At 38.6% G+C, this 25,679-nt stretch carries 14 protein-coding genes; 11 read left to right on the top strand and 3 right to left on the bottom strand.

Annotated elements, in window-relative coordinates; translation table 11 throughout:
* Nucleotides 1–378: 378 nt before the first annotated feature.
* From IM797_RS10940 to IM797_RS10975, 8 genes are all read left to right on the top strand, one after another.
* Nucleotides 379–3,591 carry a TonB-dependent receptor gene (locus IM797_RS10940; protein WP_228098816.1) on the top strand — a complete coding sequence of 1,071 codons (3,213 nt, stop codon included), beginning with the start codon at nucleotides 379–381 and terminating at the stop codon, nucleotides 3,589–3,591.
* Nucleotides 3,592–3,600: 9 nt separating this feature from the next.
* Nucleotides 3,601–5,631 (top strand): RagB/SusD family nutrient uptake outer membrane protein, encoded by a 2,031-nt coding sequence (locus tag IM797_RS10945; protein ID WP_194127172.1) that lies wholly within the window; start codon nucleotides 3,601–3,603, stop codon nucleotides 5,629–5,631.
* Between the two features lie 11 nt (nucleotides 5,632–5,642).
* Nucleotides 5,643–6,575, top strand: a complete 933-nt coding sequence (locus IM797_RS10950; RefSeq protein ID WP_194127173.1) for a DUF5017 domain-containing protein — start codon at nucleotides 5,643–5,645, stop codon at nucleotides 6,573–6,575.
* Between the two features lie 389 nt (nucleotides 6,576–6,964).
* Nucleotides 6,965–7,978, top strand: a complete 1,014-nt coding sequence (locus IM797_RS10955) for a LacI family DNA-binding transcriptional regulator (protein ID WP_228098817.1) — start codon at nucleotides 6,965–6,967, stop codon at nucleotides 7,976–7,978.
* Between the two features lie 293 nt (nucleotides 7,979–8,271).
* Nucleotides 8,272–11,427 (top strand): TonB-dependent receptor, encoded by a 3,156-nt coding sequence (locus IM797_RS10960; protein ID WP_194127174.1) that lies wholly within the window; start codon nucleotides 8,272–8,274, stop codon nucleotides 11,425–11,427.
* 11 nt (nucleotides 11,428–11,438) lie between these two features.
* On the top strand, nucleotides 11,439–13,145 hold the full coding sequence (locus IM797_RS10965; protein WP_194127175.1) for a RagB/SusD family nutrient uptake outer membrane protein: 1,707 nt from the start codon (nucleotides 11,439–11,441) through the stop codon (nucleotides 13,143–13,145).
* A gap of 91 nt (nucleotides 13,146–13,236) precedes the next feature.
* Nucleotides 13,237–14,631 carry a DUF4979 domain-containing protein gene (locus tag IM797_RS10970; protein WP_194127176.1) on the top strand — a complete coding sequence of 465 codons (1,395 nt, stop codon included), beginning with the start codon at nucleotides 13,237–13,239 and terminating at the stop codon, nucleotides 14,629–14,631.
* Nucleotides 14,632–14,760: 129 nt separating this feature from the next.
* A complete protein-coding gene (locus tag IM797_RS10975; RefSeq protein ID WP_194127177.1) occupies nucleotides 14,761–16,008 on the top strand; it encodes an alginate lyase family protein in 1,248 nt (415 codons plus the stop codon).
* A gap of 1,360 nt (nucleotides 16,009–17,368) precedes the next feature.
* Here IM797_RS10975 and IM797_RS10980 read toward each other — a convergent pair.
* Together IM797_RS10980 and IM797_RS10985 are read right to left on the bottom strand one after the other, a co-directional pair.
* On the bottom strand, nucleotides 17,369–18,241 hold the full coding sequence (locus IM797_RS10980; RefSeq protein ID WP_194127178.1) for a TetR/AcrR family transcriptional regulator: 873 nt from the start codon (nucleotides 18,239–18,241) through the stop codon (nucleotides 17,369–17,371).
* Nucleotides 18,225–19,514 (bottom strand): aminotransferase class I/II-fold pyridoxal phosphate-dependent enzyme, encoded by a 1,290-nt coding sequence (locus IM797_RS10985; RefSeq protein WP_194127179.1) that lies wholly within the window; start codon nucleotides 19,512–19,514, stop codon nucleotides 18,225–18,227. Before IM797_RS10985 ends, IM797_RS10980 begins: the two co-directional genes overlap by 17 nt.
* Nucleotides 19,515–20,075: 561 nt before the next feature.
* Here IM797_RS10985 and IM797_RS10990 point away from each other — a divergent pair.
* Nucleotides 20,076–21,266, top strand: a complete 1,191-nt coding sequence (locus IM797_RS10990) for a hypothetical protein (RefSeq protein WP_194127180.1) — start codon at nucleotides 20,076–20,078, stop codon at nucleotides 21,264–21,266.
* A gap of 18 nt (nucleotides 21,267–21,284) precedes the next feature.
* The gene (locus IM797_RS10995) at nucleotides 21,285–21,857 is read left to right on the top strand and encodes a hypothetical protein (protein WP_194127181.1); all 573 of its coding nucleotides are present in this window, start codon (nucleotides 21,285–21,287) and stop codon (nucleotides 21,855–21,857) included.
* Between the two features lie 281 nt (nucleotides 21,858–22,138).
* Here IM797_RS10995 and IM797_RS28690 read toward each other — a convergent pair whose 3' ends face one another.
* Nucleotides 22,139–23,152: an AraC family transcriptional regulator gene (locus IM797_RS28690; RefSeq protein ID WP_194127182.1), complete on the bottom strand. Its 1,014-nt coding sequence runs from the start codon at nucleotides 23,150–23,152 to the stop codon at nucleotides 22,139–22,141.
* 156 nt (nucleotides 23,153–23,308) lie between these two features.
* On the opposite strand from IM797_RS28690, the gene IM797_RS11005 reads away from it, so the two are divergent.
* Entirely contained in the window at nucleotides 23,309–25,672 is a 2,364-nt protein-coding gene (locus IM797_RS11005; protein WP_194127183.1) for a TonB-dependent receptor, read from the top strand.
* Nucleotides 25,673–25,679 lie beyond the last annotated feature (7 nt).

Genomic DNA, 25,679 nt, shown 5'->3' on the forward strand with positions numbered 1-25,679 from the left:
AGGTGGTGTCAATTTAATCCTATAGGCATTTCTTTCAATGCGCAGACTGATAAGTGGATTGGAGCCAAGATTGGAATTTTTTGCCCAAGTAAGCCCGATGTTAGGTAGGTGGCTATGTTGATTTTGGCTGGTTTAGGTAGAAGAAAAAGATTTAGGTATGTGATCTTTTTACGTTTGAAAAAAACGTTGTAATTCAATGAGTATAAGATAAATATTTGGTTGTCTTTTAGGTGTAATGTCAGCTTGACGATTATAAAACGTCTGCTGATATTCTAACTTTTTCATTTTAACCAAATATTCATGGAACAAAGTTTTACTCACTTTTGCACAATTTTCTACTGTATCCGGAATTGGATCCTTAGTTCAAATAGAAGATATTTGCAGCTATTATGCATCGTATTCTTTCAGCTCATTGCTACACTCTCCTATGGACAGGATAGGTTAATTACGGGTATAGTCACAGATGATGGTGGTGTCGGTCTGCCGGGTGTCAGCGTCAAGTTGAAGAATAGTCAGTTAGGTACAATGACGATTACTGATGGTAAATTTAGTATCAAAATACCCCCTAAAACTGCGGATGCCATACTGGTGTTATCTTACATCGGCTATAATACAACGGAGGTTCCTGTTGGGGATAAAAAAACGCTTACGGTAATACTTAGGGAGAATGTAAGTTCTCTGACAGAGGTTGTGATTGCTTATGGCTCTGCAAAAAAAAGCGACCTCACTGGAGCGGTTGGCGTGGTTAATATGAAAGACTTTGAGAAAGCACCGGTTAAATCCCTGGACGAGGCGCTTGCCGGTAGAGTGGCGGGTGTGCAGGTGGTGTCCCCGGACGGTCAGCCTGGTAATAATGGCGACATTATTGTTCGGGGAGTCGGAACTTTTGGTAGTGCAGGTCCGTTATATGTTATTGATGGCTTTCCGCAGGAAGGAAATGCTTTTAATAACATTAATCCAAATGATATCGAGTCCATTACTGTTTTAAAAGATGCGTCATCTACTGCTATATATGGTGCAAGGGGAGCGAATGGTGTTATCATCATCACGACAAAACGGGGCAAAGCTGGCCTTCCTGTGATTAATTATAATGGATATGCGGGCTTTCAAAAGGTAACCAGTAAAATGGATTTGATGGATGCCTATGAGTATGTCAGGTTGCAGGCTGAAATTGCCGCTGCGCTCAACAGTTCTGCAGTAACAACTTTTGTGAATACCAGTTACTTCTCTGATGGAAAAACCCTGGACGACTACAAGAATGTCAAAGGCATCGACTGGCAGGATAAGATGTATACCAATGCCCCTTATATGAGTCATTCCTTATCCATATCGGGGAGGAGCAATTCTGGCTTAAACTATTTCGTTTCGGGAAATTTAACAGATCAGAACGGATTAATTATCAATAGTGGTTTCAAGCGTTATCAGGGGCGAGTTACCCTGGAACAGTCTTTTAATGAAAAATTAAAAGTTGGGCTAATTACCAATTACAGTGCAACGAGTTCTTTTGGTACGGTAACCAGCACACAGACGCCCGCAGTAGGAACAAATGCCAATACAAATAATGCGCAGTTTAACTTAATGTTTAATATTTGGGCCTACAGGCCTGTTGGTAATAACGGTACAATAAGCGGACTTGAAGATGACTTTTATGATTTTGGCTCAACAGATGCCGGATCGGCGCGTGTGAATCCCTACATTACTACGCTGAATGAATTAGACGAAAAGCGGGAAAATAACCTTTCTGCAAATGCCTATATAGATTATGAGATCACTAAAGGTTTAAAATTAAAAGTTACCGGAGGAGTCACCAATATATCTTCCGGCAGAGAAGTTTTTCATAATTCTTTAACCAGGGGGGGGGCTCCTGTATATTCCTATGGTGCAATCAATCCAAATGGTCAGAACGGAGGGATCAACTCAGGCTTATTCCAAAGTTATCTGAATGAAAATACGCTAACCTATTCAAAAAAGATATATCGTGATCATGACCTGAATTTTTTAGCGGGATTTACCACACAGAAAAGTATGACTAAGGGGAATGGATTTAATGCCATCAACGTTCCTAACGAAAATTTAGGTGTTAGTGGCCTTGATGAAGGAACCTTAACGGGCTCCGCTACTTCATATTCCTCAATGAGTACAATGATGTCGTATTTTGGAAGAGCCAATTATAATTACAAGAACAAATATTTTTTAACGGGAACAATTAGGGCCGATGGTTCATCCAAATTTGCACCGGGAAACAAATGGGGATACTTCCCTTCGGGTGGGGTATCTTGGCAACTCGGTCGCGAAAAATTCATGCAGGGGTTCAAAAATTTTCTGTCTGAAGCTAAAGTTAGAGCCAGCTATGGCCTTACTGGAAATAACCGTGTATCTGATTTTGCATACGAATCAGAATTAAGGATTTTAGGGTCCACAAGGACCATATGGAATAACCAGGCAATAAATGGTCTCGGTGTTCAGACCATATACAATCCTAATCTAACCTGGGAGACTGCGTCAACGCTTGATATGGGCCTGGAGCTTTCGTTTTTGAAAAACAAACTTAATTTAGAAGTGGGGTATTATAACAAAAAGACAATTGATCTTTTACTAAATAGTACCATATCTTCTAACTCCGGATTTACAAGTGCCAATCAGAATATCGGAAATATCAGAAATACCGGATTGGAGATTTCCCTGAATTCAACGAATGTTTCTAGGGGTAGTTTTTACTGGAATACCAGCTTTAACATTTCATTTAATCGCAACAGGTTACTTGCTTTGAGCAGTAACCAGGAGAGTAGAATTGACAATTCTACATCGGGTGCCTTTAGTGCTGATTTTTCAACAGGATTCTATATTGCTAAATTGGGACAGCCTGTAGCACAATTTTATGGTTATGTTTATGATGGATTGTATCAGGTAGGCGATTTTGATGTGAGTGCCAATGGAATCGGATCTACTTATGCGCTGAAAGATGGTGTGCCATATTATACGGCTTCGAAAGCTACAACCCAACCTGGAGATATTAAATTGAAGGATCTGAATGGTGATGGCTTTATCAATGCAAATGATGCTACCGTTATAGGTTCTCCATTACCTATACATATTGGAGGTATTTCCAATAATTTCGGTTATAAAGGATTTGATCTGAATGTTTTTTTTCAATGGTCTTATGGAAATGACGTATTTAATGCAAACAGGGTAAGAATGGAAGGTCTAACTACTGGTGATTTACGTAGTCTGGGGCTTAACATGTTCGCGACATATGCTGATCGCTGGAACTTCGATAATCAGGAAGCAAAATACCAGCGGGTAAATGCTAATGGTATCCGTTATTTCACAACTAATTATGTCGAAGATGCATCCTTCCTTAGATTAAAAACCGTTTCGTTGTCTTATAGTATTCCTGAGAAGCTATTGAAAAATATCAAGCTGGGATCTGCAAAGGTTTACCTGACAGGACAAAACCTGTATACTTGGACCAAATATACTGGGCCTGATCCTGAGGTGTCAACAAGAAATTCTGCATTGACTCCGGGATTTGATTATTCTCCATACCCACGTACCAGGGTAATCGTTTTTGGTGCTAACATCACATTTTAATTTAGATCCATGAAAAAGATAAATCATATTTTAACAGCAACTTTGGTTTTGATATCATTTGGTTCCTGTAAGGACTATCTTGACACAAAACCTACTGATTTTAATGTTGCTTCGAATTACTACCAGAATAAGCAGCAGTTGGAGTTTGCCCTTGCCGGTATCTATTCTGGTTTAAAGAATACGCCTTTGGGTGCAAACGTTATGGATATTAATGTGCCCACAGATGAAGGATATTATTATAATGGCACACAAACTGGACCTACAACTTTCAGCAACACACCTGACATCGGTATAATTGGTTCTTATTGGACGGAGTGCTATAAAAATATCAACTATGCAAATACTATGTTGGATAATCTTGGCAGATCAACAGGTATAGATCAGGAATCTCTCGACTTTGCTAAAGGAGAAGCGATGTTCATGCGTGCTTACTATTATTTTCTTCTGGTTCAGTTTTTTGGTGATATCCCGATGCCTTTAAAGGCAACATCCTCTGTAAATGATGCAATTATAGAAGAAACTCCCGCAAAACTGGTTTACGACCAGATCATAGCAGATATGACCATTGCAGAGGGTTTGCTTCAGAATAGAACTTCAGCTGCATTTCCATACGCGGAGCGGGCTACGGTTGATGTCGTTCAGGGTATACTGGCGAGAGTGTGTTTGTATGCCGCGGGCGAGCCTGTTAATGATACCAAAAGGTATGCAGATGCATTGAAATGGGCATTGAAAGTGAAAGAATCAAATAGACATAGCCTGAATGTGGATTTCAGACAGATTTTTATCAATTATATGCAGGATAAATATGAACTAAAGGAAAGCATGTGGGAAGTTGGTTATGGTTACTTCGGGCCTACATCAACAGTAAATATACCAGGGGCAGTTGGCGTAAATGTCGCTGTGAGACAGCAGGTACAAACCGTGTTAGGCCTGGATACGGGATATGCATTTGGTTATACTCAGATACATCCCCGTTTGTACAAAGCCTATTCTCCAAGTGACATAAGAAGAAACTGGACAGTAGGGAATTATATCTACTCCAGTAACACAACCGCTCCCAACAATGCGATTTGGAAGTCTCCGCTTTCTCCAACTCAACTCTGGGAAAGATACCCTGCAAAATACAGACGTGAGTATGAAGCACAAAGTAACCGGTCTAACAGCAGGACAGCTACAACGGCAAATTTTCCGATATTAAGATATGCTGATGTGCTACTCATGTTGGCTGAGGCTGAAAATGAAGTCAACGGGCCTACAGCTTTGGCTTATGAAGCAATTAATACAGTCCGCCGCCGCTCCATTAAAGCTTCGCCAACCATTGATGAAATTAATGTTACCAATATCGGTTTGGGCTACCCTGGAATCCCTACCGTAAGTGTATCTGGTGGCGGAGGTACAGGAGCGGTATTTGAAGTAAATCTTAACCCTGCAAATCGTAGTGTAGCTTTAGTTCTTCGCAATCAGGGAACTGGTTACACTTCCTCACCAACAATTACAATCAGCTCGCCAGTTGGAGGCCTAACAACACCTTGGGCTGCTCAAACAGACTACATTGCAGGTACGCAGATCAACTCAGGTGGCAGAACCTATACTGTGACTGCTGCGGGTAAATCTACCAATACAGCACCAACTAACACCTCTGGTTCTTCCGCTGCCGGAACTACGGGTGCAGTGTTTACAGTACCCGTTCAGGCTACGGCAACGGCCTCGATTGGGGCGGCACCTTCGGTCGACCTTTCAGGTTTAAATAAAGATACGTTCAAACAAGCCGTGCGGGATGAACGCTATCGCGAGCTCGCATTTGAGTGCCTGAGACTTGGTGATTTAAGGCGTTGGGGAATATTGGTATCAACTATTAAAGGTTTGGTGAATGACATTAATGGTCTGCGCACTGCTGAAGGAATACCTGCTGCACCAGCAAGCTTTCAGTCTCCTGCCATTGCTCCGGTTACCAATATATCCGACAGGGATGTGTTTTGGCCGATACCAGCAACTAACATCAATTATAATCCTAAACTAACCCAGAATCTTGGTTTTTAATCAGCGTAGAGATGAAAATATTTAAAGTATTATTAGCTATGATAGCCGTATTGGTCATTTATAGCTGCAATAAAGTAGAATTAGCTGCTCCGGAAGATTTTTTAGTTCAAACTGACAAGGACACCTATGCTGTGAATGAGGATGTAACCTTCAGGTTTTTAGGAAACCCAAACAACATATCTTTTTATTCCGGGGAAGTAGGTCGTAGTTACGAGTTCCGGACAAGACTGTCCAGTCCCGGGGCAAAAAATGAATTGTCTTTTAGTACTCAGCTAGCGAACCTACCCGCTGGAAGTACAATTGGGCAGACAAATAACTTAAAGTTTTTGGTTTCTTCCAATTTCAATGGAAGGGCGGATTCGGCCAATATAAGGAACGCTGTATGGAAGGATATGACCAGTAAGGTTACACTCGCTTCAAATGCAACATCTACAGCTTCAGGAGTCCTAAATGTTTCAGACTTTCAGACTGAAGGAGATACAGTTTATGTGGCTTTCAGATACAGTAGCCAATTATCTTCTCCAACCAGTAGGGCCAGAGCTTGGACAGTGAGTAGCCTGACATTCAAAAATACTTTCCCTGACGGCACTGTTTACTCACACAATACTGTAACCACTGATGTTAGAAATACTGGATTCAGGCAATTTAGTTACAAAGGCGGGTCTGTAAAAGACTCCTTAAAGTGGGCGATTGGTTCGACCCTTTTCTTTCCTGCTGGAATTGATGATTTAAGCGATGAAGATTGGTCGATTTCAAAGCCATTCAAGTTATCTAAAATAGCCAATGACAATGGAGTGGGTATCAAGGATTTCACAGTAACCTTGGCAAAATATACTTACAAGTTTAAAAAAGCAGGTACCTATAATGTAACTTTTGTAGCAAACAATGCAACTGGAGAGGGGGTTAAGGAAGTTGTTAGACAATTGGTTATCAATATAAAGTAAATTTGTAGCAGGGAAGCTGATTTGTATAGCACGGTGTTTTGCGTGATACTGACGGCTAAAATCCGGTTAATATACTGTTGACAATTAAACTATATATTAACTGGATTTAATTTGCTAGTATGAATCAAAAACTCGGGTTTTCAATAAATTGATTCTAAGGGTGTATTAAATGGTATAAAGTATCGCACCAGTTAGTATTATTAAAATTTAATAAAATATGATGAGTATAGATATATTTTTTAGTTGTCTTTTAATTGTGACGTTGGCTTAATGGAAATAATTTTCCTACTGCCAACACAATTAGTTATTTCATAAAGGCAGCCGATGATCTCATTTTGCTCTATTTAATTAGATCTGAATCGTAATTAAAAATTAATTTAATATATATAATGGCAAAAATATTATCCATAAGAGATATTGCTAATGAACTCAACATATCAAAAACAACAATTTCCTTTATTTTAAATGGAAAGGCAAAGGAGAAGCGCATCAGTGATGAGCTCGATGAAAGTGTTACAAAGTACCTAGCGCAAAGAGACTATAAACCTAATCAGCTCGCCAAGAGTTTAATTATGGGAAAAACCATGATGATTGGCCTTATGGTTGAAAATATTTCCTATTATTTCTTCGCGCAGGTAGCCTATCATATAGAAGAACTGGCCTACCAGAACGGCTATAGGATCATTTATTGTATTTCAGACAACGATTTACATAAAACTCAGGAACTCATTGGAATGTTCAGAGAACGACATGTTGATGGCTATATCATTACTCCTCCATCTGGGATCGAAAAAGATATTAAGGGGCTGCTTGACGATGGACTTCCTGTAGTGCTTTTTGACAGATATCTTGAAGGTGTTGACACCAGCTATGTTGTCCTCGATAATTATAAAGCAAGTTATGATGCTGCAAAATACCTAACAAGTAAAGGCTTTAAAAATATTGCTTTTTTAGAGCTTGATTCTGATCAGAGTCAAATGCATGATCGACGTCAAGTCTACCAGGACGCACTTGCTGAAAGTAATCTGCCGCTATCGATCAAAAAAATACCATTTATTAGTGATTTTGATTATAAAGTAAAAGAAATGGTGAAGTTTATTAAGAAAAATCAACAGATCGATGCTGTTTTCTTTGCAACAAACTATCTTGCTTTTAGTGGTATTAAAGCGATAAATGAGTTAAAAATGTCTACTCATAAGGACCTGGCACTAGTTGCATTTGATGACCATGAAGTGTTTAATATTTACTCCCCTTCTATAACAGCAGTTGCACAGCCCATTAGAAAGCTCGCAAGACAATCTATTAATGCCTTTTTGAAAATGTTGGACGCTGATGGTCGATCTAACAATGCAGAGAAAATTGAGGTCCCGGCGGAGTTAATGATCAGATATTCTACAGGTTGATAAGTTTTTATTTCATTTTTTTACATCTATTTATGCAAAGACATTCAGATGTCTGATTTTATAATGAGTACTGAATCCCGTCATTTCAGTAATTGTTTTTTAAGTGATTTTGATGTATCGCTAGTATCTGTTATTTGAAAAAATACTTTTTAATTAATGATTCTATGAAAAGATGTGGTGTAAAATAAAAATAAACAAATAAGTGAACAGGTTTAGTTACCTGTAATTAAATAGGAATTAAACTCATTACAGATTATCATTCAAACCAAATAAAACCCAAAAATTAAATTAAAATGAGGATTTTTTCACGAAAAAGCATCTGCTTACCTTGTATTTTTTTACTGTTTTTGTTCGCCTACATGCCATTGTATGCACAACAGACAGTAAAGGGGAGAGTAGTAGATGCGCAACAAAACCAACCAGTTATTGGCGCTGCCATAAAAATCAAAGGTGTCACTGGTGGAACGCAAACTGACACTAATGGGAATTTTCAATTAAAAGCAGAAGCTGGTGCTGTTTTGGAGATAACTTACGTCGGTTATTTAAGAAAGGAAATAGCAGCAGCTTTTTCAGGAGTTATGGAAATTGTCCTCATTGAGGACAATAAAATGCTGGATGACGTTGTGGTGGTAGGTTATGGTACGCAAAAGAAAGAGACCTTAACGGGATCAGTTTCTGTGGTTGGAAAAGAGATTTTCCAGGACAAGGGAACTGTTGCCAATCCTTTGCAAGCTATGCAGGGCCAAGTTCCGGGGCTTAGAATAACACGCTCTTCCTCTACTCCTGGAGAAGAAGGTTGGAATGTGTCTGTACGCGGAGCTGTTTCAAAAAATAATATTGAGCCATTGGTGATTATCGATGGTGTGCCCGCAGATGGTACTGGTGTACTGGCGCAGATAAATTCGTCTGATATTGAATCTATAAATGTATTAAAAGATGCTTCAGCAGCCATTTATGGTGCAAAGGCTGCGGGTGGTGTTATACTTGTAACAACTAAAAAACCAAGTCTTGGAAAACTAAAAATTGATTATAATGGCTCTTTTACCTACAAAAAAGTTGGGTTGCAACCACGGTTGATGAGTATGGACCAATGGATAGATGGAATTATTCAGGCCCGTTACAATGATGGTTATGGCGAAGATGATACCTGGGTTAGATATGCAAGACTGGCCAAAGCAAATAAGGGATCATATATAGATCTCACCGATGGTAAAAATCCCGATCCTATACCGGGAAGATTTGGAGGGGTGGCAGACTTTGTTTTTCATGATGTCAACTGGACGGATGCACTATGGGGCGGGGCAGGCTCAACTCAACATGACTTGAGTTTGTCTGGAGGAAATGAAAAATCTGGTTACCGCTTATCTCTGGGGTACCTCAAAGATAATGGTACACTGAAGTGGGGAAACAACAGTAATGAGCGTTACAATTTAAGGTTGTCCAATAATTTTAAACTCTCTGAGCGAATCTCTGTGGAATCTGTAATTTCTTCCAGTCGGCAGAATCAGATTTCTCCAACCATGATTGGAAATGCGCTTACCGTATCTACTCCTCAGCCAGGATTGCCTGTATCTACTATCGATGGAAAAGCTTACGCATGGGGTGGACAATATACACCAAACTGGTTGGCTGAACTGGGTGGTGATAATAAGTTGCTGGTGACTACTTTTACGGCCAATGAGACCTTTAAGTATCAGATGTTAAAAGATTTTAACTTAATAACTACGTTGGGTTACAGCACTGCTTACGCTACAAGAGATGAACAATTTCTTTCAATAGACTGGTACAGCTACAATGGCAAGGCGATCGTTGGCGACAACAGCCCTTATCCAACAAAAGCAAGCAGTTCTTACACAAAATCAAATGCCAGAACAGACAATTATACCATCGCATCTTACATGAATTATATGAAAACTATTCAGTCAGATCATAAAATCAATCTAATGGTGGGTACACAGTATGATCGTAAGGCTTATGATTTCAACGCGACCAGAGCGAAAGATATCAATTCTTCTCTAGACGTGTTAAATGGTTCAGGAGAAATAACAATCAATGGAGTTCAGCGATACCAGGAAGCCTTGATGTCTTATTTTTCCCGTGCTAACTACGACTATAAATCCAAATATCTTTTGGAAGCAAATGCCAGATATGATGGATCTTCAAAATTTCAGCCTAAAAACAGATGGTCATTCTTCTATGGTGTTTCTGGTGGCTGGAGAATAACAAAGGAGTCATTTATGGAAAACGCGAAGAAATTTCTGGATGAACTTAAGCTGCGTGTTTCCTATGGTGAAGTTGGAAATCAAAGTGGAATCGGACGTTTTGATGGCATTCAGTTGTACGATTTCCGTTCGGGAGGAGGAGCTTATATAGGTGATGGAAGTATTTCCTATATTTCCGCTGTAAATGAGTTGGTGAGTACACAACGTACCTGGGAACGTATCAAAAACTATAACTTGGGAATTGATTTTGGCATTTTTGGACGCAGACTTTCTGGTAGTTTTGACATATTTCTAAAGCGAAATGATAATATGCTCGTAGGTGTACTCATGCCAGGTGTCCTTGGAGGCAACGCTCCGCAAACCAACAATGGCAAATTTGAATCCAAAGGGATGGACTGGAGTCTAAGCTGGCGTGAGAAAATAGGAGAGCTTTCTTATCACCTTGGTGCTACTTATACTTATATGGAAAATAAGCTGATCAGTGGAGGCAATAATGTGATTGCTGATGGATTAAATCAGACAGTTAACGGATACGCACTGAATTCTGTTTTTGGTTACAGGTATGTCGGAAAAATTCAGAACCAGGAACAATTGAAAAAATATACTAACCGTTACCTTGGTAGCAACAGTATTGGTATGCCGGCTGCGATTCGTTTGGGAGATCATATGTATAACGATGAGAACGGAGATGGCAAGCTAAACCAAAGTGATTTAGTTTATTTAGGTACAGACGACCCGAAGGCCTCATTCTCTTTAAATTTAGGGCTGGAATGGAAAAATTTTGATTTCTCCGCTATCTTTCAGGGAGTAAGTAAGCGTACCGTATACCGTACACTGGATTCCTGGAAAGTTCCTTTCAAAGCGATTTGGTTAAATACTTCTGATCAGTCGGTAGGTAATGTGTGGAGCCCGGAAACACCAGGTAATAGATTCCCTAGTTATTCTAATAACACCATTACAAATAATTACAATTACATTCCCTCCAGTTGGTCTGTTGAAGATGGAACTTATCTGCGTTTGAAAAATATAGTATTGGGATACAATTTCTCCCAATTGGCTTTTAAAAAATTGTTTAGCAATATAAGGGTATATGTTGCTGGTGCTGACCTTTGGGAAATATCTAAAATTAATGATGGATGGGATCCTGAGGCAACCCGTAATGTAGATAAAAAGGAACGCTATCCATTTAACAGAACAATTACAGCTGGTCTTAATGCAACATTTTAATTTTTGAAAACATGAAATTATTTAAAATAAATACTTTTCTGCTATGCTTGTGTCTGGCATTTAATTCCTGTACGGATATCGATCCGCAGGACCAGTTGGCTGAAACTAATGTTTGGAAGACACCAGAACAGTACAATTTATTTGCCAATCAATTCTATGGATGGCTGCGTGATTTTAACGCCATTACTGATGGCCCTCATAGTGATTCGCGTTCAGATTTGGTTACATCTTCCACTTTAAACGTATTTAGTAACGGTACAAATACGATTCCTTCGTCTGACGCAAACTATACAACAGCTTATAACAGGTTACGACAAGTCAATCTTTTACTGAAAAATGCAGTTTCCTACACTAATCCTAATGATATTAAAAAATCAGTCGGAGAAGCTAAATTTTTTAGAGCTTACCTGCATTTTGAATTGCTACAGTTATACGGAGATGCGGTGATTGCGGACAAAACTTTTGAAACGACTTCTCCTGAACTCAATGCAAAAAGAAACCCTAGAGCAGAAGTGATCGATTTTATCATGCGGGATTTGTATGATGCCAGTGGAAACTTACCGGGCGCGCAGGAGTTGAGCGGTAGGGATGCTGGGCGTGTTTCCAGGGAAGCGGCTCAGGCGTTCCTTTCCCGTGTAGCGCTTTATGAGGGAACATGGCAGAAATTTAGGGCGAATGACGCCAGGGGTAAGGAACTATTAGCTGTTGCCGCGGTTGCCGCCAAAAAAGTTATCGATAGCAGAGCATACATTCTGTTTAAAAATACAGCATTAGATACCACAGCTTACAAATACCTGTTTATTTTAGAAAATATCAAATCGAACCCTGAAGGCCTTTCCAAGTCATCTAATACGGAATATATCTTAAGTAAAAGACATGATGAGGCCATTGCACCGATAGGACTTAATATTACGCAGGGATATCTGGCTAATTCACTGTACATCACGAGAAAAATGGCAAATATGTATCTGGCAAGAACAGGTCTGCCGATCAATCCGGAAACCTGGAATTATAGTAAAATGGCTTCAGAGTTTAACAACCGCGATTATAGGATGACCAATACGATGATGGTTGCCGGTAGACCCTACTGGAGTAATGCAAAAGGAAGAACAACATGGCAATTGGACGATACAGATTTAAAGCTGTCGATGTATCCTTCGTTTACACCCACATTTAGCAGTGGTTACCATAATCAAAAATGGTGTACAGAAAGAGTGGTAGCCAATACTAAGGAAGGCTATGATTTTCCGGTCATACGTTATGGCGAAGTATTACTAAACTATGCTGAGGCCGTATTTGAGCGTGATGGGGCAATTTCAGATGAAGATTTAAATATTTCCTTAAACTTGGTACGCTCAAGGGTGAACAGCGGCATGCCTAAATTAACTAACGCACTGGCCTCTGGAAACGGATTGGATATGCGTACGGAAATACGTAGAGAGCGGACAGTGGAATTGTTTAATGAGGGATTCCGTCTGGATGATTTGAAACGATGGAAAACAGCGGAAGTCGAATTGTCTATGGACCTATTGGGTGTAAAATGGACAGGTACCGAGTTCCAGGCCAAATGGACAGATGTTTCCAGAAATAAAAATTCGCAAGGCTGTTTGATTATGGAAACGGGTAGGGTGTGGAAGGAAAGAAATTATTTATATCCTTTGCCTACGGATCAGCTACAACTCAATCCTAATTTGAAACAAAACTCAGGCTGGGAATAATAATGGTTTTTACATTTTTAAATTAATGATTATGAAATCTATTGATTTTACAAAAAAGAGGAGTTTATTCCACTTTTTATTATTTATATGTTTGGCATCTTGTTTTCTATCCTGTAAGGATGCTATTTATCCTCAACTGGATGAGAAATTTATAGTTTCCAAGGTTAAACTCAATGTTACCGGGCAATTGCCGCTGCTATTGGGAAGGGATACAACAATAAGTTTTGATGTATTTCCTGAAAAAGCTTCTAATAAGAAATTGGTCTGGACCTCCGCAGATAATGAAATTGCAACGGTGAACAGTGATGGAAAGATCACTGCTAGAAATTTGGGTAAGGTGCTGATCACTGCCAGCTCTGAGGTGGGTTATGCAGGCTCAGCCACGATTGAGGTCCAGGTTATTGACAGGATCATCTATACAGAGAATGTAACTATAGCTGGTGTATCTTCTGATCTGTATGTTTCTGATTCACTAAAACTAGTGACTGCCACCCAGCCGGCTGTAGTTACTTATAATACTTTATCCTGGGTTTCTAACAATCCCGAAGTTGCAAGTGTATCAAAAAATGGAGTGGTAACCGGCTTGAAGACTGGAAATGCAAAAATTACCGCGACTTCAACAGATGGTACGAAGAAATCAGCTTCAGTGGACGTGGTTGTTAAAGAGCCAATCGTTGTTCAGGACATTACTTTCGATGACGCTCAAAAAGAAATTGCCTTATATGAGGTGTCTAAGTTAAAAATCACGCCTAAGCCGCTGGATGCCACGATTGCCACGATTGTTTGGACAAGTTCAGCGCCAAATATCGTAAGTATTGATGCTTCTGGTGTTTTCACTGGAAAAGGTTATGGCTCTGCCACAATCACAGCAAAAACAAACTATAAAGGTGCAGGTATAGAAAAAGAGTTTACCATCACTGTTGTTCCCGGGAAAATTAATGACACTTTCTTTTATGGAAGCAATTGGGCTGCACAAACCAACAATGCTGTAAGTACTATAGAAAGAGGAAAGCTAATTGTTAAGGCCGTTGTGCAGGGAGGCGTCCTTTATAAAGGAATTATCAACCGTAAGTCTTCAACCGATTTCCATGCAGGTAATTACCCGATTTTTGCATTAAAAATCAGATATTCTGGTATAACAGATAGCAGGGGGCCTAATCGGGTGCTCAATGTTTGGGGAGGTACAGCTGGTTACGGGAAATATGGAGCGGCCACAGGAAGTCCGAACAATAAAATGGCAACCTTGACGGCCAAAGATGGGGCTCAGGTACATTATGCAAATGTTTCAAGTACCGGACTTGGTTTTGGTTCTTCGGGAGGGATGTCTGCAACAACTGTAACAAATTTCACGAATTGCATTTATGAAATTTGGGAGATGCAGTTTAGTGTCGGTGATATAGCTGCTGGAAAGGCAGGTTATGAACTTTATTGGGTGAAGTCCTTTAAGTCCGTGGCTGAACTGGAGGCCTATCTTGCAAATGAATAGGCTTATGGAGTCGAGTTCTGGTGTAAGTAAAAGTTTAATTAAGTAAAAATATTATAGATAGCAAACTGCTGTGATTAGTCCTGCAAATGGATCAATCATAGGGGTTCATCAAAATTAGAATTTAAACAGATGAAAAAAAGTTTAATTTATGCATGCTTTGGCACTTTGATCCTTTCGGTTACAAGTTGTAAGCCAGAGTTTAGTAATGGTCCTTCGGATATTGACAGCTGGCCTTCTGACCAGACTATTGAATTTAAGCATCCTGGATTGGTGCACAGTAATGAAGATTTTGATTATGTCAGGAATAAGGTAAATGCGCAGGCACAGCCCTGGTACATCGGATATCAGACCTTGTTAAGCAGTCCGCGGGCCCAGTTAAACTATACTCCCAGTCCGGTAGAGATTATCGTAAGGACAGCTAATGGTGGTAATTATGGCAGGGTTGCCAATGATGGAGCCGCGGCTTATCAATTGGCATTGGTTTGGAAAATTACCGGTAATTCTCAGTACGCTGAAGCTTCCATTAATGTGCTCAATAAGTGGGCGCAGACTTGTAAAGGAATTTCCAGAGAAGATGGACACAGGTTGTTGGTCGCTGGTTTTTGTGGATATCAGTATGCCAATGCGGCAGAGTTGATGAGGGATTATTCTGGTTGGAAAAAAGAGGATTTTACCAAGTTTAAGACTTGGATAGTAGAAGTTTTTTATCCTCATTGCTATGAATTTCTTGGGGATCACTACAATACCCCTGCTGAACAGACCTGGCTAAGCTGGGATCTTCCTGCAATGCTGACGGTATTATCTATTGGTGTTTTGTGTGATGATTCCGAGAAAGTAAATTTTGCGCTGAATTATTTTTATAATGGTGCTGGGCCTGGTTGTATCAAAAATATGGTAGTAGCCATGCATGCAGATCCTGCAGGAAAAGTAAAGGGGCTTAATCTTGGTCAAAGTCAGGAAATGGGAAGAGATCAAGCGCACGCCACTTTAGATGTTCCTCTTTTGGGGTATTTCTGTCAAACTGCTAAGAATATCGGTGTTGATCTTTTTTCATATGATAAAAATAAAATTTTGGCCCTGTGTGAGTATACTGCAAAATATAACGTTAATCCTGATCAGGCTGTTGTGATGCCTTACACGCCTTATCTCAGTTTGAAGGAGGGGTGGCATAATGAAATATCTAATGAGTTAAGGGGCCGCGCACGGCCGGGATGGGAATTGATCTACAATCAATATGCAAATGTTATGGGACTTGAGGCGCCTTATTCTAAGGAGTTTGCGGCTAAGATGAGACCTGAAAATGGAGGTGCACAGGGTGGAGAACAAGATGACTTGGGATTTGGAACACTAATGTACACCCGGGTACCTAAAAATTAAATAGTATTTACTTACCTGTAAAAAATCTAAAAGCCTAGATTTTTTACAGGTATCTTAATTTTTTGAAGATTAACATATGGTGAGGTTTGACTCATAATGGCAGGCGCTGACCGCTTTAAATAAATGGAAAATTTGATGTCATATATTACTAAACCCGGTGAAAAGTAAATGATAATAGACCGATTTAGTTTTGCGACATCTGAAATATAAAATTATGTGAATATCGAGCAGGATAATTTTTTAGCCGTGGTTGATATCGGAGGATAACACATTACAGTAACTCTGGTTGGACTCTGGTAAGTATTTGTGACGAATATCATATTGAGAGATGATGTAAATAGTAAAGGATCGGCAGCAGAGATTCTAAAAAGTTGGATGTTTTCTTCGGAGAAATTAATAATTGAAAGCGGCTTAACCATAAACAAATTGGCTTTTTCAATATCCGGACCATTTGATTATGAAAATGGCATATCATTTATCAGGGGAATGGATAAATATGACTATATTTATTGGCTTAACATCAGAACTATTTCTCTAAAAAACTGGGCATAAGGCCTTCGTATATTATATTCAGAAATGATGCGGAATCTTTTTTACATGTTGAGGTATTTTGCGGTGCATCTCGTTAAGCAGCAAAAGTCATGGGACTTAATTTCGGTTTGCTTTGTTCCTAGCTAAGGAACGGATAAAGTTTTATGCCGCTCAGCATAAACACATTCATCACAATTATTCCAAATTGACCAATAAAGGAGACGTTGGTAATGTATTGATCAGTTTCCTAAATGTTATTCCGCTCATACTTTGAGATTATCATGAAGCTTCGTTTAATTTTATCTGTGCAAGAACAATTTAAAGGGCCTCCAAGAGAGTAGAGGGATATTGAAATACGTAGCGATTTCGTGTTTATAAAGAGATCGTAATACGGAAAATAGGACATAAGACATTTGAACATATTGTTTATAGGGATATCATTGGATATTTACTTATCAACTGAAGATCACGAAATGTATATGATAAATAACGCGCATTAGTAGTTATGTTTTCTGCAACTTACAGGAATTTACTTGACGTGTAAATCCCATTATTGCTGCATTTCTGGTTTTGAAAGGCGCTTTGTGCGCTCCATGATACTTAAGGAATTGTTTCTATCGAAAAGGAAAATACTTAGCTGATTTTTTAGAAATTATCACTCAAATCTGTTTAAGTATCTTATCGCTTTGGGTAGCTTAATGCTGTAAAAGTGTAAATACCCCACCTATATTTAAATAGGAACTCCTCAGAAAGAGAAGTTGTTATTCACTCGGGGTATACTGATTGTTTAATAAAAATTCTCTAAATGTTTGCTTGAAGAATGAGCACTTTAATTTTGAATAAATATAGATTGGTCTTTTTTAAATTTATAAACCTGTTTCTCCTGGAAACTTAAGATCACGACTTCAAAAAATAAGGCTAGTTCTTTAACTTCAAGTACAGTGCCGAAGTTGACCAACTCATCATTTTGCTTTAATTCTATAATCAATATTTCCCGTAATTTTTTTAGGCCACCTATTTTTTTTCCTTCCGCCTCTTCGTATGCCCAGGTTGTAATTTGATGAAGAGTCTTCCTCAGCGCATTTTTCCCCTCTTCGGCTCTAATATCAATTCCGCAAAAAGTGCTGCCATTAGATATCGAGTGCAGCACCATATAATTGATGCCCCCAATCAATAGGGCTTCAATTACACGGATATCTATACCTGTGTTTCTAAATAAATCTGCCGAAAGGGAAAAAAACCTTTCTCCAAGAAGTTCGCGGGAGTTTGAAAGCTCATACAATAGTTTACTATTTCCGGTGAGCTCCATGATGCTTACCTGCTGCAACAATTTATTGGACATGAAGTTTTGAAAATGATTTTTAAGTAATAGTGAGGAAAGTTCCCGACCATTATCGTGCATATGGCTATCTAAAAGATCTTCTATTTTTTCTGCGTAAGACAGCCAGTAGTCATTCTGCTCAAAGTATACCCTGATCAGGCCTTCGAGATTTTCAAAATATTCATATATTAATCTCTTGTTTCTGCCGGCTCTTTTGGCAATTTGATTGATCCGTAATGCTTTTATTCCCGACTCCTGGATAATTTCCCCTGTAGCATCAAGAAAACGTTGTTTTGTAGCTGCGATATTTCTAGATTGTCTAGGTTTTGGGGCTGGGTTGCTTGTTTTTTTTCTTTTACACAAATTAGCGTTGTTTTTCATAGTGTTGTTTCAATTCTTGTTTGGAAATCCCTAGTTTCCGATCTACATATTCAAAGGCGTTAAGTGCCTTGTCCAGTTGTGCTTTGGAATGTGTTGCCATCACGCTCATGCGGATTCTTGCATTTTTTAGGCTGACTGCCGGAAACTGAATGGGATTCGCATATATACCTGCCTTCAGCAACAGCGATCCGGCTTCCCCTGTCTTAAGTGTATCTCCAATTTTTATAGGTATTACCGCAGATTGAGTTGAGCCTATATCTAGACCAAGCGTTTGGAGGCCATTTTTAAAATAATTGATATTTTCCCATAAACGTTTACGCCATTGAGGTTCTTCATCAATTAGGTCTAATGCCCTGATAATACCAGCGGTTGCCGGAGTTGCTGTACTGGAAAAAATATGCTGATCAGACTGGTATTTCAGTAGTCTGATCAGTTCTGGTGAAGCAATGACAAATCCGCCGATATTGCCAAATGCCTTACTAAATGTACCGGTCAGCAGGTCGATCTGTTCAAGCAGATCATATAGTTCAGCTGCTCCGCGGCCTGTTTTGCCTACAACCCCAATCCCATGTGCATCGTCTACGGCAACCATAGCCCCATACTTTTTGGCAAGTGCGATAATTGTGGGAAGATTCGCGATGTCTCCATCCTGAGAGTATACACCATCAACAATGATCATTCTCGTTCGGAAGTTATTATTTGTGGCTTTTAGTATCTTCTCCAGGTGTTCCATATTATTATGAAGGAAATCTTTCCTGTTTGTTCCCCGGCATCCCTCATATACGCTCGCGTGGACGGCCATGTCAACTATGGCCAAATCCTGTTTTTGCAACAGGCAAAATAGCATTGCCGTATTTGCAGTATAACCAGTCGTATAGGAGATTGCGTTTTCTGGGGAAAGTCCTAAGAATCTGGCAATGCTACTTTCCAGGTTTGCATGATAGTCATGAAGACCACCGATAAGTGGAGAGGCACCTCCACCAGTACCATATTTTAGAATAGCATTAATGACTGCGAGTTTGATCTCAGGATGTTGTGTAAATCCAAGGTAATCGTTGGAGACAAAGCTAACAAGTCCTTTCAGTGGTCCATTTTCTGTAACAAGGTCCATTACAGGGCCACAGCCTGTAGTGGATTGTAATCTATAGTTTAGTAATTCTTTTTCTTTGAGGTGATCAAGATATTTGCTAAAGATTTTTGCTCTTGCTTTTGCGTCGTACCCTGGTATGTTTACGAAGTCTTTTGAAGTAGTTTTATTGAAGTCGAGATCCATGTGAGATGATTAATTTCGAGATACGGGTTAGAAATATAATCATTCTTGATAGAAGTATAAGGGTTATCCTTTTAAACTATAAAATGCGGGCTTTTTAGAACTGGTTATTCATTTTAACTAAACGTTTTTTAAGAAAATGTATAGTTATTCTTACGGTAAACTCATGCTTTTTTACAAAAATAAATATGGAAATTTTTATAGCCTTATGCAAAAAATCTCAATTGATAAATTGACATTTCTTCGTCAAAAATCCATAACTCAAGAACTTAAAATTTAAATTAATTTGAAGTATTAAATCTATTCTGGGAATTTATTTTCGGGAATTTCTATTTCAAATATTTGTTTTTTTTAATGTACACTTTAGGTGAAATGGTGTAATAAATTAACGTGGGAAAAAGTATGGATGCAATTTTTGGCCTTACAGCGCCTATTTTTAAATATATTTTTCTGATAGATAGACTGCTTCTTATATTTTGAAACTCATTTCTATGAGTTTATCATGAACAACTAATCACCTAACAACTATGAATTAGCGTAATCAACCATAAATCCTACCTTGTTATGACAGAAACTTTAAATCCCTTGTATGTATTCAGTACTATATCGTTAAATCCGCAAATACTTGCCAAACATGTTTTATCAGATGAGGATTTCCGGGTATGGAAATCTTTCCTGAGTAATGAACATGATAAAATTCGCCTTAAAATGGTTCAGCAATTGCTTGGTACCAAATCTGCTGCTGAAAAAAAAATATTTGCTAGCTCAGCTCAGCAGCAATTGATATTCATCAGTGACCAGCTGAATATTTCTCTTTTCAGGAAAAAAAAATATTGGGAGTCTCATTCACATGCTGCTGAAATCAGAAATCATTACTTTCATACGCTTTCCTTTGTAGAGGAGTTGCTGGATTTTGCGCAACAGGCATTTCCCGATTATTACGATTGTAATCTGAAATTAACTGATTTCCGTCTGAAGGATGCACTTCCTGAGCTCAGAATGTTTTTTAATCGTTTGAGGATCCGACTTTTTAGCAAGGGTATCTCTTCAAGACTTTTGGGATGCGTTATTTCTGGATTGGATGATCTGCTCGGTAAGGGGCCGTCAAAAAATGATGAGCTATATATAAGGCATCTCTGTGAAAGGCTTTTATCGGAAGATATACATGATGATACTTCGCTAAATGAGATGCTGATCAGGCTTGATTTCAATCAGCCTGAGTTCTTTCTGTATCAGGTTGACCATCTTGACCAACGGTTGTTCGAGATACATGGGCTTCATGAACAGCGGGAGTTTCTGTTTCAGCAAAAAACATTAAACAGAAGATTTGCTCCGGATTCTAATTATCGGCTTTATCCGAAGCAGTCTTCGCTGATTTCTGATCTGGACTGTTATATTACTGAAAGGGAGGTTGCTGTCGAGGGGCTTATGGAATTAAGGCGTAGGGCTGTTATTGATAAGATCAATGCGGAGCAGGCCTTCAGGATTCTAATGGATATGACTGTTCCGCAACTGGCGCTTTTTTTTAGGATACAAATGGAGGTTGGGTTGCTAGTTAAGGATCAGATTACTGAAGTATTCAATTTTGTTGCGCAGCATTTTTATACTGAAAAGGCATTATTTATTTCTTCTACGAATATGCTTAAACTCTCCACTACTATAGAATTCAATACTGTTTTAAAGGTTTACGATATGCTCTCGAAGATGACTGCCTGGCTGGAAGAGCATTTCGGGGTGAGCAATTACAGCCGGTAATACTTAATTTTAAATGTTATGGATATTCATCATTTGCTGAATTATCTGGGCACTATGTTTCCTTTACCGCCCACTTTCCCAGTCATCCTTTCTCAGATCGTTTATGATCAGCTTGCAGTTCATAAACAAAAGTTGCTGGAGCCTCCCGCTCGTGCCCGTTATGCTTGGTTTTTGAAGACAGGTGCTGTCTCAGCTTCTATTTTTGATAAAAAGGGTAAAGAAGTGGTTATACGTCTTTATCTGCCCTATGTGGTGTTTACGGATTTGAATAGTTTCTGGTATGATCGACCGTCCACGTTGATGCTTAGGGCAGTGGGTGATGTAGCACTGCAGGTGATTAGTTTGAATGATTTCAGGAAGCATTTGCTTTTGCTTTACCAGACGCGTGAATTGAAGGATGAGATCCTGTTGCAGGATCAGCTTCTGGACCAGCAAAGGAGTGGCTTGATCAGTTTATCAGATCAGGATCGTTTTTCTGAATTCACAAGTCTTTATCCCATGAACAAATTCCCCAATCTAGTGGCTGCATCTTTTTTAAACATGAGTGCTACCAAGTATTGTAAGCTTAAAGCTGCATGGAATGCTGGCTGATAGGCGATGAACCGGATAGAAAATTAAAAGCAATAGTTTTTAGCTCCAAGTAATAAATAAAAATATTTAGGATTAGATTTCTGTTCCTTTAAATGTAATAATATTCCCGGGTTATGAAAATTTAAACCATACTTTGACTATCTTAAAATATAGTGTAAATATTGATTTTTTATATTAAAACTTCTAATTTTTGGTCATCATTTGGTTTTGATTTTGGTATTGTTAATGAGGGCATAATTAGAATGATTTTGCTCATAGAATACGTTTTTATCTGATGAATTCTAATTTTCAACCGGATACACCACTGCTAACATTTTTTTTGGGGAACAGCCATAGTAAGATTTGAATGCGGAGGAAAACCTGGAGAGGCTATTATAACCGCACATATATGTCAGTTCACTGATCTGGTATTTATTCTCATTTAAAAGCGATAGTGCTTTCTTCATTTTTAAGGCTATAACATAACTTTTAATAGTAATTCCATAGCATATCTTAAATCCACGTTTTAATTTGAATTCGTTAAGGTATACTCTCTTGGCAAGCTCGTTAATTAATGGCGCAGTTTTATACTCTTGGTCTAGTATCATTTTTGCCTCGCGTAATTTCAGTATATCTTGATGGTTAAAGCGTCTTTTCTCGAGTAATAAATATTGCTGCTGTTGATGCATCTCAAACTGAAGCAGTAATAACTCCTGTATTTTGTTCTCGATATATAGTCGCTTAAGCTCTCCCTTTCGTTTGCAGTGTCTGATCTGATAAAGTATGGTCTGTATCTCTGAGGTAAATGGCAGGTGCACATCAGACAACATGCCTGAGCGACTATCAGAAATCAACTTTGAAAATTCTTGATGTAATTTTGATGTTTCTGGAATGAGTTTAAAGTAAAAATCTCTGGAAAGCATGATCATTATGAAATTGACGTTGGTTCCCTGATTCATTTTGAATGATCCACCATAATCACTTGCGTAGGTGATATTATGGGTATTGGTCTGATAAGTTTCTATACCTTCCATATGATACAATTCTACCTCCACATCTGCTGTAAATAAAAATTCCATAACTATGCTGTGACCTGTAATTTTAAAAATATCGGTCATCGGTTTAAAAAAGGCCATCTGAACATCGACGAAGATTAGCCCATTAGTTGATAATTGTATGCCATTTAGGTAATCCACATCCTTACCAATGAGCCTAACCTCATGCTCATCCAACAAGAGTGCACTATCATATACATCGCTAACCTCTTTTAATAAGTAGTTTTCATTCAGTTCCAGTAATCTTGCTGATAGGTTCACAATAATCCGCTTTTATTAAAAATTAATCCTATTTCGATAACTGCTGTTTTTTTTAATGCAGTATTTTTGCACGAAATTATCTAAAATAAGTCTAAATAAAAATAAATTAATATGTTTAAATGCCGTTTGCATCCATTTCGATACATTATCTTCTTAATGCTCTTATCGTGTCAGGGGCTATATGCACAGTCTGCTGGAAGTTTATCTGGATCAGTGGTGAGTGAGTCCGGTATAAAAATACCCAACGTATTGATAAGATTTAGTAGTAAAAAAAATAATCAATATTCGGACACTGAAGGCATGTTTAAAGTCTCTTCCCTACCTAAGGGTGACTATGAAATTGTTTTATCGGCTATTGGATTTGCAAACTTAAATGCAACTATTAAAATCAACTCGGGTATGGTTACTAATCAGCAATTTGTACTTAAAGAACAGGTTCAGGAGTTGAATGAAGTTGGTGTATTTGGGAAAAATGATGCAAAGCGGTCTGCTGAACAAGCTTACCAGGTTGCTGTAATAGATGCTCGAAAACTACACAATACTACCCTTAATATCGCTCATGCTTTAAATAATGTTCCTGGCATACGGGTACGTGAATCTGGTGGTCTTGGTTCCGATGTTGATTTTTCTTTAAATGGCTTCATTGGAAACCAGGTAAAATTTTTTATCGATGGAATCCCCATGGAAAATATGGGTAATGCTTTCCGTATCAATAATATTCCAATTAATATGGCGGAAAGAATTGAGGTTTATAAGGGGGTTGTACCGGTTACCCTTGGTGCTGACGCCCTTGGCGGAGCTATCAATATTGTCACTAATTCAGGTAGAACAAATTATCTGGATGCGTCTTATGCTGTAGGATCTTTTAATACCCATAAAGCATCGTTAAACCTGGCTTCAAATTCAAAAAGTGGATTTACGCTAATGATTAATGCTTTCCAAAATTATTCCAAAAATAATTATTGGATAGAATCCGAAACTCCTGTTAATCAGTATGGACAGGTAGAGCTGGTCAGAGCAAGGCGTTTTCATGATCGTTATAAGAATGAAATGCTGATGTTGGGCCTTGGTGTTCGTAATAAAACCTGGGCAGATCAGTTAATTTTTGGTATTGACTTTGGCCGTTATGTTAAAGACATTCAGAGTGGGGCAACCATGGAGGATGTATACGGTGAGCGGGAATCCAAGGGTGTGACAATCTTGCCTTCGGTTAAATATTTAAAGCGAAATTTATTGCTCAAAGGAATGGACCTGAATGTAAGTGGAAACTTTAACTTCGGACATGATAGGATAATAGATACAGCAAATAGGCAATACAATTGGCTGGGGCAGGTTATTCGTAAATCGGCAGCTACCGGCTCAGAAAGAAGTAGAATGGATAGTCGCTACCGTAACAATGACGGGGTATTTACTTCAAACCTGAGTTATCGTATAAATGAAAGACACTCACTCGTACTGAGTAATAACTATACGACTTTTAAAAGGGTTAATCACGATTTACTTCCTGATGGAAATGATCAGTTTGCCAATAGACCCAATACTATTGTGAAAAATGTACTCGGAATCTCATATCGATATGATCATTCGGCCAAATGGAGTACTTCAGTTTTTGGTAAGTACTTTCATCAGACCAGCCGCTCTTTCATGAACGTTAATGGTGTAGATAACCCTAGGCATGAAGATTATGATTGGCGGAGTAATGTATTTAGTACTAAAGGATATGGTTTAGCCACAACCTATTTCATCACTCCTGTATTGCAAGTCAGAAGTTCTTACGAAAAGGGGGTAAGAGTGCCTACAAGTGGAGAACTCTTTGGAAATATGAATGAACTCGATGGTAATATCCAGCTTAAACCAGAAAGTAGCGATAATATTAATCTTGGAATGATTTACAGCCCAGTGATTAATAAAACCCATTTTTTTATTTTTGATGCAGCTTTCCTTTATCGCAATTCGAAAGACTTTATCAGACCGAGTCTTTTAAAAACCATGAGATCTACTTTATTGCGCATGGTTAACCTGAGAGACGTTGACAATAAGGGGTTGGAGGCGAGTATTCGATACCGCTTTAAAAATAAGATTAATCTGGGAACAAATATCAGTTATCAAAATCTGATCAATCGGACTAAATATGAAGGCGGGCACAATGATATGGTGAGTATTGTGTACAAAGATCGTATTCCGAATATGCCTTATCTGTTTGGAAATGCAGATGCTTCTTACACCTTTAATAAACCTTTTGGAACAGATGGAACATTAACCTTTGGTTATCAGCTACAGTACGTTCATGCATACTACGAGGGCTGGCCAAGCCTCGGAGACCGATCAGGTAAGATTACCATACCTAAGCAATGGAATCACAATGCCAATATGATTTATAGTTTCAAAGGTGGTAAATATAATTTAACTGTTGAGTCACTCAATTTGACTGATGCATTGCTATATGATCACTTCAAACTTCAGAAGCCAAGCCGGGCTTTTAATGCCAAGCTAAGGTATTTCTTGTTTAATGCTAAATAATTACAAA

The organism is Pedobacter sp. MC2016-24 (assembly GCF_015223055.1).
GTDB lineage: Bacteria > Bacteroidota > Bacteroidia > Sphingobacteriales > Sphingobacteriaceae > Pedobacter.

Coding starts and splice junctions, on each gene's coding strand:
- IM797_RS10945 (WP_194127172.1), top strand. CDS start 3,601: ATGAAAAAGATAAATCATATTTTAACAGCAACTTTGGTTTTGATATCA.
- IM797_RS10950 (WP_194127173.1), top strand. CDS start 5,643: ATGAAAATATTTAAAGTATTATTAGCTATGATAGCCGTATTGGTCATT.
- IM797_RS10955 (WP_228098817.1), top strand. CDS start 6,965: ATGGCAAAAATATTATCCATAAGAGATATTGCTAATGAACTCAACATA.
- IM797_RS10960 (WP_194127174.1), top strand. CDS start 8,272: ATGAGGATTTTTTCACGAAAAAGCATCTGCTTACCTTGTATTTTTTTA.
- IM797_RS10965 (WP_194127175.1), top strand. CDS start 11,439: ATGAAATTATTTAAAATAAATACTTTTCTGCTATGCTTGTGTCTGGCA.
- IM797_RS10975 (WP_194127177.1), top strand. CDS start 14,761: ATGAAAAAAAGTTTAATTTATGCATGCTTTGGCACTTTGATCCTTTCG.
- IM797_RS10980 (WP_194127178.1), bottom strand. CDS start 18,241: ATGAAAAACAACGCTAATTTGTGTAAAAGAAAAAAAACAAGCAACCCA.
- IM797_RS10985 (WP_194127179.1), bottom strand. CDS start 19,514: ATGGATCTCGACTTCAATAAAACTACTTCAAAAGACTTCGTAAACATA.
- IM797_RS10990 (WP_194127180.1), top strand. CDS start 20,076: ATGACAGAAACTTTAAATCCCTTGTATGTATTCAGTACTATATCGTTA.
- IM797_RS10995 (WP_194127181.1), top strand. CDS start 21,285: ATGGATATTCATCATTTGCTGAATTATCTGGGCACTATGTTTCCTTTA.
- IM797_RS11005 (WP_194127183.1), top strand. CDS start 23,309: ATGCTCTTATCGTGTCAGGGGCTATATGCACAGTCTGCTGGAAGTTTA.